General features: G+C 40.6%; 12 protein-coding genes and 7 pseudogenes. 15 read left to right on the top strand and 4 right to left on the bottom strand.

Annotation, left to right across the window (positions count from 1 at the left end; translation table 11 throughout):
- Positions 1-37: 37 nt before the first annotated feature.
- A pseudogene (locus E3U36_RS00290) lies at positions 38-961 on the bottom strand (IS5 family transposase).
- Between E3U36_RS00290 and E3U36_RS12875 the strand changes: the two are divergent.
- The gene (locus tag E3U36_RS12875; protein ID WP_255479083.1) at positions 955-1,077 is read left to right on the top strand and encodes a hypothetical protein; all 123 of its coding nucleotides are present in this window, start codon (positions 955-957) and stop codon (positions 1,075-1,077) included. The pseudogene E3U36_RS00290 and the gene E3U36_RS12875 overlap by 7 nt on opposite strands.
- On the opposite strand, the gene E3U36_RS00295 is transcribed toward E3U36_RS12875, so the two are convergent.
- Positions 1,026-1,484, bottom strand: a complete 459-nt coding sequence (locus tag E3U36_RS00295) for a methylated-DNA--[protein]-cysteine S-methyltransferase (RefSeq protein WP_180816729.1) — start codon at positions 1,482-1,484, stop codon at positions 1,026-1,028. The two genes, E3U36_RS12875 and E3U36_RS00295, sit on opposite strands and share 52 nt — an antisense overlap.
- A gap of 284 nt (positions 1,485-1,768) precedes the next feature.
- Here E3U36_RS00295 and E3U36_RS00300 point away from each other — a divergent pair, with 284 nt between their 5' ends.
- The 9 genes and pseudogenes from E3U36_RS00300 to proX all read left to right on the top strand — a co-directional run bounded on the left by E3U36_RS00300 (position 1,769) and on the right by proX (position 10,470).
- Positions 1,769-1,996, top strand: coding sequence for a glutaredoxin family protein (locus E3U36_RS00300; protein ID WP_180816730.1), 228 nt, complete (start codon positions 1,769-1,771; stop codon positions 1,994-1,996).
- Between the two features lie 9 nt (positions 1,997-2,005).
- The gene (locus E3U36_RS00305; RefSeq protein WP_238337565.1) at positions 2,006-2,242 is read left to right on the top strand and encodes a class Ib ribonucleoside-diphosphate reductase assembly flavoprotein NrdI; all 237 of its coding nucleotides are present in this window, start codon (positions 2,006-2,008) and stop codon (positions 2,240-2,242) included.
- Positions 2,243-2,302: 60 nt separating this feature from the next.
- Positions 2,303-3,226, top strand: a pseudogene (locus tag E3U36_RS00310) (IS5 family transposase).
- A complete protein-coding gene (gene nrdI, locus E3U36_RS00315; RefSeq protein ID WP_180817462.1) occupies positions 3,223-3,483 on the top strand; it encodes a class Ib ribonucleoside-diphosphate reductase assembly flavoprotein NrdI in 261 nt (86 codons plus the stop codon). Before E3U36_RS00310 ends, nrdI begins: the two are co-directional and overlap by 4 nt.
- A 19-nt stretch (positions 3,484-3,502) precedes the next feature.
- Positions 3,503-5,631 (top strand): annotated as a pseudogene (gene nrdE / locus E3U36_RS00320) (class 1b ribonucleoside-diphosphate reductase subunit alpha).
- A gap of 16 nt (positions 5,632-5,647) precedes the next feature.
- Positions 5,648-6,613, top strand: a pseudogene (gene nrdF / locus E3U36_RS00325) (class 1b ribonucleoside-diphosphate reductase subunit beta).
- A 548-nt stretch (positions 6,614-7,161) separates the two neighbouring features.
- Positions 7,162-8,361, top strand: a complete 1,200-nt coding sequence (gene proV, locus E3U36_RS00330; RefSeq protein WP_180816732.1) for a glycine betaine/L-proline ABC transporter ATP-binding protein ProV — start codon at positions 7,162-7,164, stop codon at positions 8,359-8,361.
- The gene (gene proW / locus E3U36_RS00335; RefSeq protein ID WP_180816733.1) at positions 8,354-9,406 is read left to right on the top strand and encodes a glycine betaine/L-proline ABC transporter permease ProW; all 1,053 of its coding nucleotides are present in this window, start codon (positions 8,354-8,356) and stop codon (positions 9,404-9,406) included. Before proV ends, proW begins: the two co-directional genes overlap by 8 nt.
- Before the next feature lie 74 nt (positions 9,407-9,480).
- A complete protein-coding gene (proX, locus tag E3U36_RS00340) occupies positions 9,481-10,470 on the top strand; it encodes a glycine betaine/L-proline ABC transporter substrate-binding protein ProX (RefSeq protein WP_180816734.1) in 990 nt (329 codons plus the stop codon).
- Here the strand turns inward: proX and E3U36_RS00345 are convergent.
- Positions 10,433-10,612, bottom strand: a complete 180-nt coding sequence (locus tag E3U36_RS00345; RefSeq protein ID WP_180816735.1) for a hypothetical protein — start codon at positions 10,610-10,612, stop codon at positions 10,433-10,435. The genes proX and E3U36_RS00345 overlap by 38 nt on opposite strands.
- Here E3U36_RS00345 and E3U36_RS00350 point away from each other — a divergent pair.
- From E3U36_RS00350 to hldE, 3 genes and pseudogenes are all read left to right on the top strand, one after another.
- On the top strand, positions 10,606-11,529 hold the full coding sequence (locus E3U36_RS00350; protein WP_180816736.1) for an IS5 family transposase: 924 nt from the start codon (positions 10,606-10,608) through the stop codon (positions 11,527-11,529). The genes E3U36_RS00345 and E3U36_RS00350 overlap by 7 nt on opposite strands.
- 57 nt (positions 11,530-11,586) lie before the next feature.
- Positions 11,587-13,829 (top strand): annotated as a pseudogene (gene glnE, locus E3U36_RS00355) (bifunctional [glutamate--ammonia ligase]-adenylyl-L-tyrosine phosphorylase/[glutamate--ammonia-ligase] adenylyltransferase); the annotation flags it as partial.
- A 109-nt stretch (positions 13,830-13,938) separates the two neighbouring features.
- Positions 13,939-15,366, top strand: coding sequence for a bifunctional D-glycero-beta-D-manno-heptose-7-phosphate kinase/D-glycero-beta-D-manno-heptose 1-phosphate adenylyltransferase HldE (gene hldE / locus E3U36_RS00360; protein WP_180817463.1), 1,428 nt, complete (start codon positions 13,939-13,941; stop codon positions 15,364-15,366).
- Between the two features lie 52 nt (positions 15,367-15,418).
- Here the strand turns inward: hldE and ubiK are convergent, their stop codons facing one another.
- Positions 15,419-15,685 (bottom strand): ubiquinone biosynthesis accessory factor UbiK, encoded by a 267-nt coding sequence (ubiK, locus tag E3U36_RS00365; protein WP_180816737.1) that lies wholly within the window; start codon positions 15,683-15,685, stop codon positions 15,419-15,421.
- A 261-nt stretch (positions 15,686-15,946) separates the two neighbouring features.
- Here ubiK and E3U36_RS00370 point away from each other — a divergent pair.
- Positions 15,947-16,900: pseudogene (locus tag E3U36_RS00370) on the top strand (IS1595 family transposase).
- Positions 16,901-16,945: 45 nt separating this feature from the next.
- Positions 16,946-17,742, top strand: a pseudogene (locus E3U36_RS00375) (AMP-binding protein); the annotation flags it as partial.
- Positions 17,743-17,778: the final 36 nt, after the last annotated feature.

Raw genomic sequence — 17,778 nt, forward strand, 5'->3', positions numbered from 1 at the left:
GAATTAGCCGACAGGATGGCTCCCTCTGCTACAGCTGTTATCCGATCCTGACGCTGTGTGGCATACCCAACAACGTCATACGGTTCAGCGCTTTGACCATCGCCATTGCTTCACCTACCTGAGCCTCATAGTCACGCAGCCTCAGATGGCCACCCAGCAAAGTTTTTATGCGGAACATTGCTGTTTCTGCCACTGAACGCCGGTGATAACCCACTTTCTTTTTCCACATATCATTACTCCTGCTCAGACGCTGATTCGCCACCGCATGGTTACGTTCATGGTACTTGTCCGGCCAGTATTTCGCTCCGCTTCGCGGCGGGATAAGGGGCCTGATTTTCTTTCTTAGCAACGCATCTTGGCAGTAATAGGCGTCATAAGCACCGTCTGCTGACACTTCCCTGATTTTCCGGTGGGTTTGGTTAATCAGGCCCGGCAGTGCCTGCGCATCTGTCGTTCCGCTTAGCGATAAGTCGGCACAGATAATCTCATGAGTCACACTGTCTGCTGCCAGATGAAGCTTGCGCCACACTCTTCGTCTGTCAGCCCCATGCTGCCTGACTTTCCTTTCACCTTCGCCAAAGACCTTCAGACCGGTACTGTCGATGACCAGATGCGAGATTTCACCACGCGTTGGCGTTTTTATGCTGATGTTTACGCTCTTTGCTCGTCTGCTGACCAGCGAGTAGTCCGGACAGCACAGCGGCTAAGACATGAGTTTAAAAATCGAATCAACGAAGCCCTGTAATGCCCGGAGCGACAGGTTAAACACACGCTTCATCATCAGGACAGTGGTAACAGCCATATCGCTGTAGTAAAGCGGCCGGCCACGACCTTCAGGCGAAGAACTGTCAGTCCATCCAGCGATGGCCGACTCATCAAGCCAGACCGTCAGGGAACCGCGTTGTCTGAGTGCCTTGTTGTACGCGGGCCAGTTGGTAATTTTAAACTTTTGCTTTGACATGGGGACCTGATGTTGAAACGAATTTAGCGATCAGCTCCGCCAATCACCTAAAAGTTCGATTTATTCAACAAAGCCAATCTAAACGCCAACTTTTTATATCTAACCCACCGCTGTAACCTACTAATTTACCATCATGACCAATAACACGATGACACGGAATAATAAGCGCAATAGGATTACGCGAATTTGCCATACCAACTGCTCTACAGAAATTATCAGAACCTAGTGCAATTGCGAGTTCCTTATCACTCCAGCATTGGCCATATGGAATTTCACCAAGTTGCTGCCAAAATCTTTTCTGAAAATGGGTACCAGAAGGATTCAAGATGACAGAAAAATTGTCTCTTTCACCATTAAAATATTGCTCTAATTCTTTTATACACTGTTCGGTATGAACATTTTTACGTTCTTTTTCATTTATTTGGTTAACAAAATCAACACCGATTATTCCATTATGATCAGCGGTAATGTGAATGAAAGGTCTTGGAAAACCTTTTGGGGTAGAAAAATAATGGTGGTACATAACAACTTCCTTAAAATAGTGAACTATTTTAACAATTCATTTTATCCCGCAAGCAAAATTACCGCTGTTGGGAAAAATATTTCTACCTATTGGAATATTTGTTAAAAAATATAATAAAAATACAAATTTTTTATTTCTTGTTGAAATAATAAGTTAGATAAAATTCCCACCACAAATTAGATAACACTATATATAGTATGGTTGAATAAAAATAAATCAAGATATAGTATTTATAATGGCTGATCAATTGTAAACTTAGTTATTACCAAATTAAGGAGCCAACAATGAATATTATCGTCTACAGTAAACCAGATTGTGTACAGTGCAATGCAACTTGTCTAGCACTAAAACGTAAAAATTTACCTTATGATGTCGTGGATTTAACCCAAGATCATGAAGCATTGCGTTTTATGACCAAATTGGTCTATCAGCAAGTACCCGTTGTTATAGCCGGTAAACAACATTGGTCAGGCTTTCGCCCTGATATGATCAATCAATTAGCTAGTAATTAACATAATATGATGAAAACTCAGTCACTTATTTACTATTCCAGTAAATCGGAAAATTGCCATCGCTTTGTGCAAAGATTGGGCTTCCCTGCTACACGCATTCCTATTGATACGAATGAGATACTACCAAATGCGATCCAACCTTACGTTTTACTGCTCCATAACTATGGTGGCGGTGGTAAAAACGGTGCTGTGCCCAAAGCTGTTATTTACTTTTTAAATCAACCCCAAAATGGCTTTGTTGAATAAATCGAACTTTTAGGTGATTGGCGGAGCTGATCGCTAAATTCGTTTCAACATCAGGTCCCCATGGCAAAGCAAAAGTTTAAAATTACCAACTGGCCCGCGTACAACAAGGCACTCAGACAACGCGGTTCCCTGACGGTCTGGCTTGATGAGTCGGCCATCGCTGGATGGACTGACAGTTCTTCGCCTGAAGGTCGTGGCCGGCCGCTTTACTACAGCGATATGGCTGTTACCACTGTCCTGATGATGAAGCGTGTGTTTAACCTGTCGCTCCGGGCATTACAGGGCTTCGTTGATTCGATTTTTAAACTCATGTCTTTGCCGCTGTGATGTCCGGACTACTCGCTGGTCAGCAGACGAGCAAAGAGCGTCAACATCAGCATAAAAACGCCAACGCGTGGTGAAATCTCGCATCTGGTCATCGACAGTACCGGTCTGAAGGTCTTTGGCGAAGGTGAATGGAAAGTCAGGCAGCATGGGGCTGACAGACGAAGAGTGTGGCGCAAGCTTCATCTGGCAGCAGACAGTGTGACTCATGAGATTATCTGTGCCGACTTATCGCTCAGCGGAACGACAGATGCGCAGGCACTGCCGGGCCTGATTAACCAAACCCACCGGAAAATCAGGGAAGTGTCAGCAGACGGTGCTTATGACGCCTGTTACTGCCACGATGCGTTGCTAAGAAAGAAAATCAGGCCCCTTATCCCGCCGCGAAGCGGAGCGAAATACTGGCCGGATAAGTACCATGAACGTAACCATGCGGTGGCGAATCAGCGTCTGAGCAGGAGTAATGATATGTGGAAAAAGAAAGTGGGTTATCACCGGCGTTCAGTGGCAGAAACAGCGATGTTCCGCATAAAAACTTTGCTGGGTGGCCATCTGAGCCTGCGTGACTATGAGGCTCAGGTAGGTGAAGCAATGGCGATGGTCAAAGCGCTGAACCGTATGACGTTGTTGGGTATGCCACACAGCGTCAGGATCGGATAACAGCTGTAGCAGAGGGAGCCATCCTGGCGGCTAATTCTGATTTATTCAACAAAGCCCCCCAAAATCGAAAGTTTTTACGGGGCGTCATTGCATCAGGAAATAGTAATTTTGGTGCAACTTACGCTATAGCAGGTAACATTATTTCCGCTAAATGCCAAGTACCATTGCTCTATCGTTTTGAATTACTCGGTACTGAACGGGATCTTCAAAAAGTACGCCAAGGGTTACAACAAGTTTGGCAACAACAAATGCAGTGAAGTAATACGGAGCTTCCTTATGACAGTACAGCCTCAAGAACAACTCGATTATCATGCACTCAATGCCATGCTAAACCTGTATGATAAAGATAATAAAATTCAACTCGATAAAGATAAGCAGGCGGCTCATCATTACTTTCGCCACCATGTCAATCAAAACACGGTTTTTTTTCATAATTTACAAGAAAAACTGGATTTTTTGGTAGCAGAAAATTATTACAACTCGGCAAGACTGGCACAATATGCATTTACTTTTATTAAAAAACTTTTCCAGCAAGCCTATAACCACAAGTTTCGTTTTCAAACATTTCTTGGTGCCTTTAAATATTATACTAGCTACACCTTAAAAACTTTTGATGGTAAGCGTTACTTAGAGCGTTATGAAGATAGAGTTTGCATGGTTGCTTTGACGCTTGCCCCAGGAAATCAAGAGTTAGCTAGTCAACTGGTGGATGAGATTATTAGTGGCCGCTTCCAACCAGCAACGACCACTTTTTTAAATTGCGGTAAAAAACAGCGTGGTGAACTGGTATCTTGTTTCTTACTGCGGATAGAAGATAACATGGAATCGATAGGCCGTTCTGTCAATTCCGCCTTGCAACTGTCAAAACGTGGCGGTGGTGTAGCTTTCTTATTTACTAATTTACGTGAAGCTGGGGCACCGATAAAACTGATTGAGAACCAATCTTCTGGCGTAGTACCTGTAATGAAAATGCTAGAAGATGCCTTCTCTTATGTCAATCAACTTGGCGCAAGACAAGGGGCTGGAGCAGTCTATCTGCACACCCATCACCCTGATATTTTAAGCTTTTTAGATACTAAACGTGAAAATGCCGATGAAAAAATCCGGATTAAAACCTTGTCACTGGGTGTAGTGATCCCGGATATTACCTTTCATCTAGCTAAAAATAATCAAGATATGTATCTTTTCTCACCTTACGATATTGAGCTCTGTTATGGTGTCCCTATGTCAGGGATTAATATTACTGAAAAATATTCAGAAATGGTAAATAATAAAAACATTCGCAAACAGAAAATCAACGCCCGTGAGTTTTTCCTCACCTTAGCAGAAATTCAATTTGAATCAGGCTATCCTATATTTTATTTGAGGATAATGCCAATCGTCTAAATCCTATTTATGGTCGGATTAATATGAGTAATCTGTGCTCAGAAATCTTACAAGTCAATGATGCCAGCATCTACGACGAGAATTTAGAATATCGGCATGTAGGTAAAGATATTAGCTGTAATTTAGGCTCAATGAATATTGCCAAAACGATGGATTCCCCTGACTTTGCTCATTCAATTGAGATTGCCATTAGAGCATTAACAGCTGTTTCAGATATGAGCCAGATCCAATCAGTGCCCTCGATTCAAGCAGGTAATAAAAAATCACACGCTATTGGTTTAGGACAAATGAATTTACATGGCTATCTGGCACGTGAGCATATTCATTATGGTTCAGACGAGGGAATTGATTTTACCAATATCTACTTTTATACCGTAACTTACTACGCATTACAGGCATCGAATAAGCTAACTATTGAGCGCCAACAATATTTTAGCGGTTTTGAGCACTCTAAATATGCCTCTGGCGAATATTTTGATAAATATATTAATCAGCAGTGGCAACCTAAAACTGAAAAAGTAAAACAGCTATTTCAACGCTCAGCCATCCATATCCCAACTACTGAAGATTGGCAAAAACTCAAGCAATCTATTATAGAGCACGGGATCTATAATCAGAATTTACAAGCCATTCCACCCACAGGCTCTATCTCTTATATTAATCATTCAACTTCCAGCATTCATCCGATTGTTGCGCGTATTGAAATTCGTAAAGAAGGAAAAATTGGCCGCGTCTATTATCCAGCCCCTTACCTGACGAACGAAAATTTAGAGTATTATCAAGATGCTTATCAAATAGGTGCTGAAAAAATCATTGATACATATGCTGCTGCTACCCAACATGTCGATCAAGGGCTGTTATTGACCCTTTTCTTTACTGATGACTCAACCACGCGAGATATTAATCGTGCTCAGATATATGCTTGGAAAAAAGGGATTAAAACCCTTTATTACATACGGATCCGACAATCAACATTAGAAGGAACAGAAGTCAAAGGCTGCGTTTCATGTGCACTATAATTTATAGGTTTATCAAATGGCGATAAAAAATTCGATAGTACGAGCAATCAACTGGAACCGTATTGAGGATGATAAGGATCTAGAAGTATGGAATAAATTAACCACCAATTTTTGGTTACCAGAAAAAATTCCACTTTCAAATGATATTCCAACTTGGAATACATTAACAAAACAGGAAAAAACACTAACAATACGTGTTTTTACTGGCTTAACCCTACTTGATACTATTCAAAATAGCGTAGGAGGGCCTGCACTGATGACGGATGCCTTAACACCGCATGAAGAAGCCGTTATGTCAAATATCAGCTTTATGGAAGCAGTCCATGCTCGTTCATATAGTTCTATCTTTTCAACCCTTTGTCTGACTTCCGATGTTGATGATGCTTATCAATGGAGTGAAGAAAATAGCGCTTTACAAAAAAAAGCCCATTTAATATTGGAGCACTATTGTCACACTCATCCTCTTAAGAAAAAAATTGCCAGTGTCTTTCTCGAATCATTTCTCTTCTATTCTGGATTTTACCTGCCAATGTACTGGTAAAGCCGAGGAAAACTAACCAACACCGCCGATCTTATTCGATTAATAATTCGCGACGAAGCGATTCATGGCTACTATATCGGCTATAAATTTCAAAAATCACTCATCAAATATAGTGATAAAGAAAAAAATGAAATAAAAGATTTCGCTTATGAATTATTATTAAACTTATACGATAATGAAATTAAATATAGCGAATCTTTATATGATGACGTTAGTTGGACAGAGGATGTCAAAAAATTTCTTCACTATAATGCCAATAAAGCATTAATGAATTTAGGATATCAGTCTCTTTTCCCTGAAGAGACGACTAATGTCAGCCCGGCAATCTTGTCAGCACTCTCACCAAATGCTAACGAAAACCACGATTTCTTTTCTGGTTCAGGTTCCTCTTACATCATTGGTAAAATGATCACCACAGAAGATGAGGATTGGAACTTTTAATTTATTAATATTCTATTAAATAATGATAAAAAAGCAGGCTAAATAAATACGACATATAATATTATATATCTATATTTTATTTAGCCTGCTTTTTATTATCAATAACAGCTAGCAAATCAATTTTTTAGTTGATAACACAAAGCAAACCTATCTTTACGCTTTATATTAATCAATTACTCATATTATTCTTCTATAAAAAAACAAAAAATAATTAAATTCATAAATTCATTTAATTGGTAAATAAAAAATCATATTAAAGATTATTTGATAATAAAAAAATGCCATCCTCAAAGTAAAATTCAATATATTTGCAGTAATAACAACCAGTTAAAAACAAAAATCTCATTTATTAAAAAATAATTTGGTAATAAAAATAACGTTTTATGCAATATTTGCTAAAAATTACACCCACCTTTTTGATTAATTTTGTTAAACATAGGGTTGCCAGAATATTTCATTATGTTAAGTTATATAAAACATAAATTTAAATAAGGATACGAAAAATTAATACGCCAATTAATTAACTAACCATAGGATATTGTTATTGCATGTCATTTAAAATAGAAGTGAAAAATTTGTACAAAATATTCGGAGATCATCCTCACCAAGCTTTTAAACTTATCAATAAAGGCTTAACTAAAGAACAAATATTTAATAAAACCGGTTTAGCTATTGGTGTTAAAGACGCCAATCTGTCCATTGAAGAAGGCGAAATTTTCGTCATTATGGGTCTATCGGGCTCAGGAAAGTCTACCCTAGTGCGCCTCCTCAATCGCCTAATTGAACCGACCAAAGGCCAAGTCTTAATTGACGGTGAAGATATTGCTAATATTTCGCAGGAAAAATTACGTAAAGTACGGCGTAAAAAAATTAGTATGGTATTTCAATCCTTCGCATTAATGCCCCATCTCAATGTATTAGATAATGTCGCATTTGGTATGGAATTAGCTGGTGTTGCCAAACCAGAACGAACAGAAAAAGCATTAGCCGCGTTGCGACAAGTTAATCTTGAACAATGGACACAATCTTTTCCAAACGAATTATCAGGTGGTATGCGCCAACGTATTGGCCTTGCACGAGCATTGGCTAATGATCCTGATATTTTGCTGATGGATGAGGCATTCTCTGCGCTAGATCCACTAATTAGAACAGAAATGCAAGATGAATTACTGTCATTACAAGGTGATAAACAACGCACGATTATTTTTATCTCTCATGATCTGGATGAAGCTATGCGGATAGGTGACCGGATCGCAATTATGCAAGATGGCGTTATTATCCAAGTTGGTACCCCTGATGAGATCTTAAATAATCCGGTTAATAATTATGTTAAAACGTTTTTTCGTGGCGTCGATATTAGCCAAGTCTTCTCTGCCAAAGATATTGCCCGCCGTAGACCCGACGCCCTGTTACATATTGCTCCTGGTTTTGGCCCACGTTCAGCACTAAAAATACTGAATGATGAAGATCGTGATTATGGTTATTTAATTGAAAGAGGTCACAAATTTGTCGGTATAGTTTCCATCAACTCATTGGAACAAGCATTATTCGATAAAAAAAATATTGAACAGGCAATCTTAACCTCCCCTTGTGCTATTGATGCCAACACTCCACTTAATGAACTTATTTCAACTATTGCTCAATCTCCCTGTGCAGTTCCTGTTATTGGTGATAATCAACATTATATTGGCGTTATTTCTAAAGGGATCTTACTGCAAACATTGGATAAGGAGACAATAAATGGATAACCAAACTCACATAAGTCAAGAAATAATTCATGATCCTTGGAACACTATAACAACAGAAACCTCTACAGATTGGTTAGACATCCCGGTAACCGATGTACCAATCAAACATTTTGATATCATGCATCCCTTTCAACAACCACTCATACCGTTAGACTCATGGGTTTCACATGCTATCGATTGGATAGTTTTACACTTCCGCCCATTATTTCAAGGGATCCGTCTGCCGATTGATTTTATGTTAAGTCGTTTTGAACAAATCCTAACAACATTACCTGCTACTTTTATCATTGTTTGTTTCGCTCTATTAGCCTGGCAGTTATCAAATAAAAAAGTGGCAGTAGCAACTTGCATCTCATTGGTCTTCATTGGAGCTATTGGCGCCTGGCCAGAAGCAATGATAACTTTATCTCTGGTATTAACTTCCTTATTTTTCTGTCTGTTAATAGGTTTACCATTGGGAATATGGTTAGCAAATAGCAAACCAGCAAGCCAAATAATTCGGCCTCTACTAGATGCAATGCAAACTACACCAGCATTTGTTTATTTGGTACCTATTGTTATGTTATTCGGTATTGGTAATGTCCCTGGTATTGTCGTCACAATTATTTTTGCTCTACCGCCAATTATTCGACTAACTATTTTGGGAATAAGGCAAGTACCCGATGATCTTATTGAAGCTGCAGAATCGTTTGGTGCCAGTCGAAATCAACTTTTGTTTAAAGTTCAGTTACCGCTTGCTGCGCCTACTATCATGGCGGGAGTTAATCAGACATTGATGTTATCACTTTCAATGGTTGTTATTGCATCTATGATTGCTGTTGGCGGGTTAGGTCAAATGGTACTAAGGGGCATTGGTCGATTAGATATGGGACTAGCAGCGGTAGGTGGTACTGGTATTGTTATATTGGCTATTATTCTGGATCGGCTAACCCAATCATTAGGTGAAAAAGCCTGCATTAAAAAAAATACCGCTTGGTATCACTCGGGGCCTATTGGCTTAATGACCTGTTTATTGCAAAAAACTAAAACTCGTTTCTGCAAATAAACATGATGTCATTTTTATCATATAAACAATTTTAGCCTATTCATTTTGTCGATACCCCCTAGAGAGGAAATCACATGCGTAAAACTATTTTGCTGGCTGCGGCTTTAACAACATTAATCAGTATTAAACTTGCCGCCACTGAACTACCAGGTAAAGGTATAAAAGTACAACCGATACAAAGCACAATTGCAGAAGAGACTTTCCAAACTTTGATTGTTAATAAAGCATTGGAAAAACTAGGCTATCAAATTTTACCCATCCAAGAGGTGGACTATACCGTTGCTTACGCATCAATTGCGGCCGGTGATGCGACGTTTATGGCTGTCAATTGGCAACCATTACATAATGCCCAATATGCAGCGTTTGGTGGAGATAACCGCCTATACCGTAAAGGCATTTATGTCAGTAATGCCGTTCAAGGTTATCTGATAGATAAAAAAACGGCGGATAAATACCACATCACCAACATAGCGCAATTTAAAGATGCTAATATTGCTAAATTATTTGATACCAATGGTAACGGCAAAGCCGATCTCACTGGTGGTAATCCAGGTTGGGGCTGTGAAGCGGCCATTAATAACCATTTAAATGCTTATCAACTAAACAAAACCGTTGAGCATAATCAGGGTAATTATGCAGCGATGATAGCGGATACCATCACTCGTTACAAAGAAGGTAAACTCATTTTCTATTATACCTGGGCACCTTATTGGGTCAACGCCGTGCTTAAACCGGGTAAAGACGTTATTTGGTTGCAAGTTCCTTTTTCTTCACTACCAAATGATGATAAAAGTGATACCACGTTAGCAAATGGTAAAAATTATGGTTTTCCTCCTAGTACAATGCATATCGTCGCCAATAAAATTTGGGCAGCAAAAAATCCTGCGGCGGCAAAACTATTTGCCATTATGGAAATTCCAATTACAGATATTAATGCCCAAAATCTTCGTATGCATGATGGTGAAGCTTCGCAAGCTGACATTGAACGTCATGCTCAAGGTTGGATAAAAGCTCATCAACAACTTTTTAATAACTGGATAAAGATTGCTTTAAAAAATAACTAGCAAAAATTCTATCGTTACACATTTTATGTGATTTTCTATAAATAGGCTGAATGTTATCTTGGCTTTGTTGAATAAATCGAACTTTTAGGTGATTGGCGGAGCTGATCGCTAAATTCGTTTCAACATCAGGTCCCCATGGCAAAGCAAAAGTTTAAAATTACCAACTGGCCCGCGTACAACAAGGCACTCAGACAACGCGGTTCCCTGACGGTCTGGCTTGATGAGTCGGCCATCGCTGGATGGACTGACTGTTCTTCGCCTGAAGGTCGTGGCCGGCCGCTTTACTACAGCGATATGGCTGTTACCACTGTCCTGATGATGAAGCGTGTGTTTAACCTGTCGCTACGGGCATTACAGGGCTTCGTTGATTCGATTTTTAAACTCATGTCTTTGCCGCTGTGCTGTCCGGACTACTCGCTGGTCAGCAGACGAGCAAAGAGCGTCAACATCAGCATAAAAACGCCAACGCGTGGTGAAATCTCGCATCTGGTCATCGACAGTACCGGTCTGAAGGTCTTTGGCGAAGGTGAATGGAAAGTCAGGCAGCATGGGGCTGACAGACGAAGAGTGTGGCGCAAGCTTCATCTGGCAGCAGACAGTGTGACTCATGAGATTATCTGTGCCGACTTATCGCTCAGCGGAACGACAGATGCGCAGGCACTGCCGGGCCTGATTAACCAAACCCACCGGAAAATCAGGGAAGTGTTAGCAGACGGTGCTTATGACGCCTGTTACTGCCACGACGCGTTGCTAAGAAAGAAAATCAGGCCCCTTATCCCGCCGCGAAGCGGAGCGAAATACTGGCCGGACAAGTACCATGAACGTAACCATGCGGTGGCGAATCAGCGTCTGAGCAGGAGTAATGATATGTGGAAAAAGAAAGTGGGTTATCACCGGCGTTCAGTAGCAGAAACAGCGATGTTCCGCATAAAAACTTTGCTGGGTGGCCATCTGAGGCTGCGTGACTATGAGGCTCAGGTAGGTGAAGCAATGGCGATGGTCAAAGCGCTGAACCGTATGACGTTGTTGGGTATGCCACCCAGCGTCAGGATCGGATAACAGCTGTAGCAGAGGGAGCCATCCTGGCGGCTAATTCTGATTTATTCAACAAAGCCCCGATTAGGCCAAAAATTCATTAGCCTATTAACGAAAAAAACGATAGATGGTTTTGTCTATCGTGTTGATATGCGTCTACGTCCGTTTGGTGATAGTGGACCATTAGTTTTTAGTTTTGCTGCTTTAGAAGATTATTATCAGGAGCAGGGGCGCGACTGGGAACGTTATGCCATGATCAAAATGCGCATGATAGGTAATGATCGCTCAATTTATACTGATGGATTAAAAAATATGTTGCGCCCCTTTGTTTTTCGACGTTATATCGATTTTAGTGTTATTCAATCGTTGCGTAATATGAAAAACATGATAGCGCTTGAAGTACGCCGTCATGGTTGGCAGAATAATATTAAATTGGGTGCAGGTGGTATCCGTGAAATCGAATTTATTGGCCAGGTTTTTCAGTTAATTCGAGGTGGTCGTGAACCTAAATTGCGCTCACAGGCTTTGTTACCTACATTGATTGCAATCGGTGAGCTTTCATTGCTGACAAAGGAGCAGGTCACGCAATTAACGGATAATTATCTGTTTTTGCGTCGAGCAGAAAATATATTGCAATCGATTAATGATCAACAAAGCCAGATGTTACCTGAGCACACTTTACATCGCGCGCGACTGGCCTGGGCGATGGGGTTTGACGATTGGTCGGCGTTTTATCAGCAACTCATCGTCAGAATGCAAAGTGTCCACGCTATATTTAAGCAAATTATTGGCCAAGATGATGAGAAAAGCGATGATACGGAGTTAACATTTTTGTCTATTTTTGGCAACAAATTGCTAATGAAAGTGAATTGCCCCCACTATTTTCTGAATTTAATGACGAAAAAAAGCAAAATATTATTAAACAGTTATGGCTATTTCGCCAAGATTTAGCTAAGCGAACTATCGGGCCCCGTGGTCGTGATGTTCTTGATAAATTGATGCCAAAATTGATAGCTAAAATCTATCATAGAGATGATATTAATAGTATTTTGCAACGAATTATTCCTTTGCTACTTAGTATAGTGAGCCGAACAACTTATTTAGAATTAATTTTAGAGTCTGAACAGGTATTAACCCATGTGATCCGTCTTTGTGCGGCTTCCCCAATGATCGCTGAGCAATTAGCTAGTCATCCGTTGTTACTGGATGAATTAATCGATCCCTTCTCACTATATCAGCCTTTACCTGTTACGGCTTATCGCGATGAATTGAGACAATATTTATTGCGTATTGATGAAGATGATGATGAACAGCAACTTGAAGCATTGCGGCAATTTAAACAAGCACAGCTGTTACGCATTGCCGCAGAAGATATTTCTGGTGTTCTTACTGTTATGAAAGTGAGTGATCATTTAACCTATTTAGCGGAAGCCATTATTGATGCAGTAGTAAGACGGGCGTGGAATAAGTTAATTAAGCGTTATGGTAAACCTGCTCATTTATCTCAACAACAAGCTGCTGTAACCGGTTTTGTAGTGGTTGGTTATGGTAAGCTAGGTGGCTTTGAATTGGGTTATGGTTCTGATTTAGATTTGGTTTTTTTGTTTGATTGCCCATTGTGTGTTGTTACCGATGGGCCACACATAATCGAAGCTCGCCAGTTTTATTTACGATTAGCTCAGCAAATTCTTCATCTTTTTAGTACGCGAACTTCATCGGGTATTCTTTATCAGGTAGATGCTCGTTTGCGTCCATCTGGTGAATCTGGCATGTTGGTAAGTACTTTGCAATCATTCGAGGATTATCAGAAAACGCAAGCATGGATCTGGGAGCATCAAGCTTTGATCCGAGCACGAACGATTTTCGCTGAACCGTCATTAGAACAAGAGTTTAATCGAATTCGACGCGAAGCACTGCTCATACCAAGAGAAGAAACGATATTACGTCAACAGATCGTTGAAATGCGACAAAAAATGTATCAGCATCAAGCTAATCGGCAGCAGGCATATTTTGATTTAAAAACCGATCCTGGTGGTATAAATGATATTGAATTTATTGCTCAATATCTGGTATTACGTTACTGCGCAGACAATGTAGCATTACTCTGTTGGTCAGATAATGTGCGTATTTTTACCATGTTAGCTGAATATGCTGTAATGCCTACCTAGGAAGCTGAAAAGTTAATTCAAATTTATACTGAAATGAGAGATACCTTGCATCATTTGTCATTACAGGCGTTACCCAGTAAAGTGTTAGTCTCTCAGTTTGAACAGCAACGTAACAAAGTTCTGCTTAGTTGGCAAAAATGGTTTTATGCTAGTTAAGTTGAAATAGAATTGACTCGCCGTACTTTTAGTATGATTGATAGAGTTGGGCTATGTTACTATTGGTAGCAATCTTGATTGCGGTAATTTATTTGTAATTGGACTATGGATGAAAATCACTCTCCCTGATTTTAAACAGGCTAGTATTTTGGTGATCGGCGATGTTATGTTAGATCGTTATTGGTATGGATTAACTAACCGAATTTCACCAGAAGCGCCGGTTCCGGTCGTTAAAGTGGAAATGAAAGAAGAACGTCCTGGTGGTGCTGCTAACGTTGCCATGAATATTGCAGCTTTGGGCGCTAATGTTCGTTTGCTAGGGCTGACTGGTATTGATGCTGCTGCTCAAGTATTAACCGAAAAGCTTAATCAAGCTAATGTATGTTGTGATTTTGTTACATTATCAACGCATCCTACGATTACTAAGCTGAGAATTTTATCGCATAATCAACAACTTATTCGACTAGATTTTGAAAAAGGATTCGGTGATGTCGATATAAATCCGCTGTTAGATCGGATTCGGCAAGCTTTGCCACGCGTCGTGGCACTGGTATTGTCTGATTATGGTAAGGGTGCGTTAGCACAAATTTCGCAGATCATTGCATTAGCAAATGCTGCTCAAGTGCCAGTTCTTATTGATCCGAAAGGTAGTGATTTTGAACGTTATCGTGGAGCGACTTTATTAACTCCCAATATGTCTGAATTTGAAGCTATTGTTGGTAAATGTGCAAACAATAGCGAAATTGAGCAGAAAGGAATGAAGTTAATTGATTCCATTGATCTTAAGGGATTACTTATCACTCGTTCAGAACGCGGGATGACACTGTTGCAGCGTGAAAAACCGCCTTTACATTTACCGACCCAAGCGCAGGAAGTTTATGATGTTACCGGAGCTGGTGATACGGTTATTGGTGTTTTGGCAACGGCGTTGGCGGCTCGACTCGATTTTCATCAAGCTTGTGTATTAGCTAATGCGGCTGCTGGAGTCGTGGTTGGAAAACTGGGTACTTCAACGGTATCACCCATTGAGCTGGAGAATGCCATTCATGGTCGAACTGATGATGGTTTTGGTGTGATGAATGAGCAGCAGCTAAAGCATGCGGTTGCAGCTGCCCGCTGCCGTGGTGAAAAGATTGTGATGACCAACGGTTGCTTTGATATCTTACATGCTGGGCATGTTATCTATTTAGCCAATGCACGTAAGTTAGGCGATCGATTAATTGTTGCGGTGAATAGTGATGCTTCAACTAAACGGCTAAAAGGTGATGATCGTCCTATTAATCCATTAGCTCAGCGTATGACCGTGTTAGGGGCGCTAGGTTCAGTATATTGGGTGGTCTCTTTTGAAGAGGATACTCCTCAACGCCTGATCAGTGAAATCTTACCCGATGTATTAGTCAAAGGTGGCGATTATAAGCCGGAAGATATTGCTGGTAGCCAAGAGGTCTGGGCGGCAGGTGGTGAAGTTAAAGTGCTTAATTTTGAAGCGGGGCTGTCGACGACAAATATTATTAATACCATTATGCAAAGTGATTAATATTTTGAGATAAACAATAGCGATGCCACGATAATAGTATCGTGGCATTTTGTTATTCATTCTTGTTTTCGTTGGCTAGCCGTTTTTTTTCTAATTGTTCAATGCGTTTTTCCATTTGTGCCATTTTTTCACGGGTTCGCAGTAAAACTTGTGTTTGAATATCAAACTCTTCACGTGAGACTAAATCGAGTTTTCCTAACTGGGACTGTAATATTGCCCGTAGCTTTTTATCAAGATCTTCGCCTAAGTCGCGTATTCCTTGCGGTAAGGTATCTTTGATCTGGCGAACAACTTGTTCAATTTTTTTCGCGTCAAGCATTACGCTATCCTTTTAGGTCACAAATTATAAGCTATAGGTTATTTAGTAGCAGATCTTAAAATAATCAGCTTACTTTGACAAAATTATTTTTAATAAATTTGCTGAGAATAATGGGTCTAAATTAGTGCAATAACCACTAAATACTAAGTTGGCTGACTATATAAATGAAAATACTATTCCACGATATATTTGGCTATGTCTGCGTAAAGTGTGGTTGTGGGCTAAACTGATCATGATTTCTTCCGACGATAGGTATACATCATGGACGCGATTCAGTTTGATCGCTGGATTTCCAAGCTTTCCAGCCTTAATAATGAGCAGCGGGAGCAGGTGAAAGCCTCTCTTTCAGTAGACAAACCTCTCCCGGATGTGTTGAGAACTACACCGAATAACTGCCTACATTGCCATCTGTGGGCATTACGACCGTGGGGATTCAGTAGTGGTCTTCCCCGCTATCGCTGCAAATACTGTGGTAAAACCTGTAACCCAATGACAGGTACGCCAATGGCCCGGTTACGAAAGCGGCATCTTTGGCTGGATTATGCTGATATGTTGATTCAGAGTCTGAGTGTACGCAAGGCCGCAACAGGCTGTGGCATAAACAAGGATACAGCGTTCCGCTGGCGACACTGATTTCTGAAGCAGATTGCCGGACATCAGGCAGTTCATGCGTCCGGTATCGTCGAAGCTGATGAAACCTTCTTCCTTGAGTCGTTCAAAGGGAAGAGGGGACTTCCACGACCTCCTCGAAAACGGGGAGGAAAAGCCAGGTTGCGGGGGATATCCGCCGAGCAGATCCCCGTACTGGTGGTTCAGGATCGTAGCGGTCAACATGCCGACTTCCAGCTGGATAAACTTGACATTCGGCATGTCGGAGAGCGGTTAGCGCCCTTGATCGACGCGGATGCGATTCTTTGCACCGACAGTACGAAGATCTATGCCCACGTGGCCCGGGAACAGGGAATACCACATTGCCCGGTAAACCTCAGGCAGACGCGCAGGGTGAATGGACCTTTTCATATTCAGAATGTTAACGCCTACGACAGCAGACTGAAAAACTGGATGCGCTCGTTTCATGGGGTCGCCACCAGGTACCTTACGCATTATCTGGGCTGGAGACGCATAATAGAGCGCCATAAAATCCTAATCAATCCTGTGATTTTACTGCAAGAAGCCTTGGGCCTGTTCGATGTACAACATTTAACGCAGACATAGCCTTTTTTTATAGTAATGCGGATAAATGGGTATTAAATAAATAAATTAAAAATGATTTTAGGTGGTCGGTTACGTTTTTTACCTGCCGCTGGCGCTCATCTTGATGATAAAGTTATTAGCTTCTTTTTGGCTGTCGGTATCAATATCAAATATGGTTATGGTATGACAGAAACTTGCGCAACAATTTCTTGTTGGGAAGAGAATAATTATTGCTTAGGTTCGATTGGTACACCGCTATCTGATATTCAGGTGCGTATTGGTCAGGAAAATGAGATCCAGGTTAAAGGGCCTATTGTAATGAGGGGCTACTTTAATAAGCCAACTGAAACAGCACAGGCCTTCACCCAAGATGGTTGGTTCAAAACAGGAGATAGCGGTAAGCTTGATGCAGCCGGAAACTTGTTCATTACCGAACGGTTAAAGGATTTAATGAAAACCTCTAATGGTAAATATATTGCTCCTCAATGGATTGAAGGGGCATTAGGTCCAGATCGTTTTATTGAACATATTGCAGTAATCGCTGATGCGCGTAAATTTGTTTCCGCACTGATCGTGCCTTGTTTTGATGCACTGGAAGAGTGTGCCCATTCAATTAATTTGAAATATTGCTGTCGATTGGAGCTATTACGTAATAGTCGTATTGTTGAACTATTTGATTCACGCCTTCACGCCTTAAAGAAATGCAAAAGAATTTTGCCAGTTTTCATCAAGTAAAACGTTTTACTCTGTTACCTATTGGTTTTTCTATGGAAAATGGCAAATTAACCCCGACTTTAAAATTAAGGCGTATGATCATCGCACAACGATATCAGCGTGAAATTGAATCCATGTACCAAGACTAAATTCTAATAGGGTTTTCATGGTGAAAAAAAAGCAAA

The organism is Arsenophonus endosymbiont of Aphis craccivora (genome assembly GCF_013460135.1).
Taxonomy (GTDB): domain Bacteria; phylum Pseudomonadota; class Gammaproteobacteria; order Enterobacterales; family Enterobacteriaceae; genus Arsenophonus; species Arsenophonus nilaparvatae.

What these genes read in the sequence shown, in the direction of transcription:
- proV (WP_180816732.1), top strand. Translation starts at nt 7,162, where the DNA reads ATGTCATTTAAAATAGAAGTGAAAAATTTGTACAAAATATTCGGAGAT.
- E3U36_RS00305 (WP_238337565.1), top strand. Translation starts at nt 2,006, where the DNA reads ATGAAAACTCAGTCACTTATTTACTATTCCAGTAAATCGGAAAATTGC.
- proX (WP_180816734.1), top strand. Translation starts at nt 9,481, where the DNA reads ATGCGTAAAACTATTTTGCTGGCTGCGGCTTTAACAACATTAATCAGT.
- proW (WP_180816733.1), top strand. Translation starts at nt 8,354, where the DNA reads ATGGATAACCAAACTCACATAAGTCAAGAAATAATTCATGATCCTTGG.
- E3U36_RS00300 (WP_180816730.1), top strand. Translation starts at nt 1,769, where the DNA reads ATGAATATTATCGTCTACAGTAAACCAGATTGTGTACAGTGCAATGCA.
- E3U36_RS00295 (WP_180816729.1), bottom strand. Translation starts at nt 1,484, where the DNA reads ATGTACCACCATTATTTTTCTACCCCAAAAGGTTTTCCAAGACCTTTC.
- ubiK (WP_180816737.1), bottom strand. Translation starts at nt 15,685, where the DNA reads ATGCTTGACGCGAAAAAAATTGAACAAGTTGTTCGCCAGATCAAAGAT.
- hldE (WP_180817463.1), top strand. Translation starts at nt 13,939, where the DNA reads ATGAAAATCACTCTCCCTGATTTTAAACAGGCTAGTATTTTGGTGATC.
- E3U36_RS00350 (WP_180816736.1), top strand. Translation starts at nt 10,606, where the DNA reads ATGGCAAAGCAAAAGTTTAAAATTACCAACTGGCCCGCGTACAACAAG.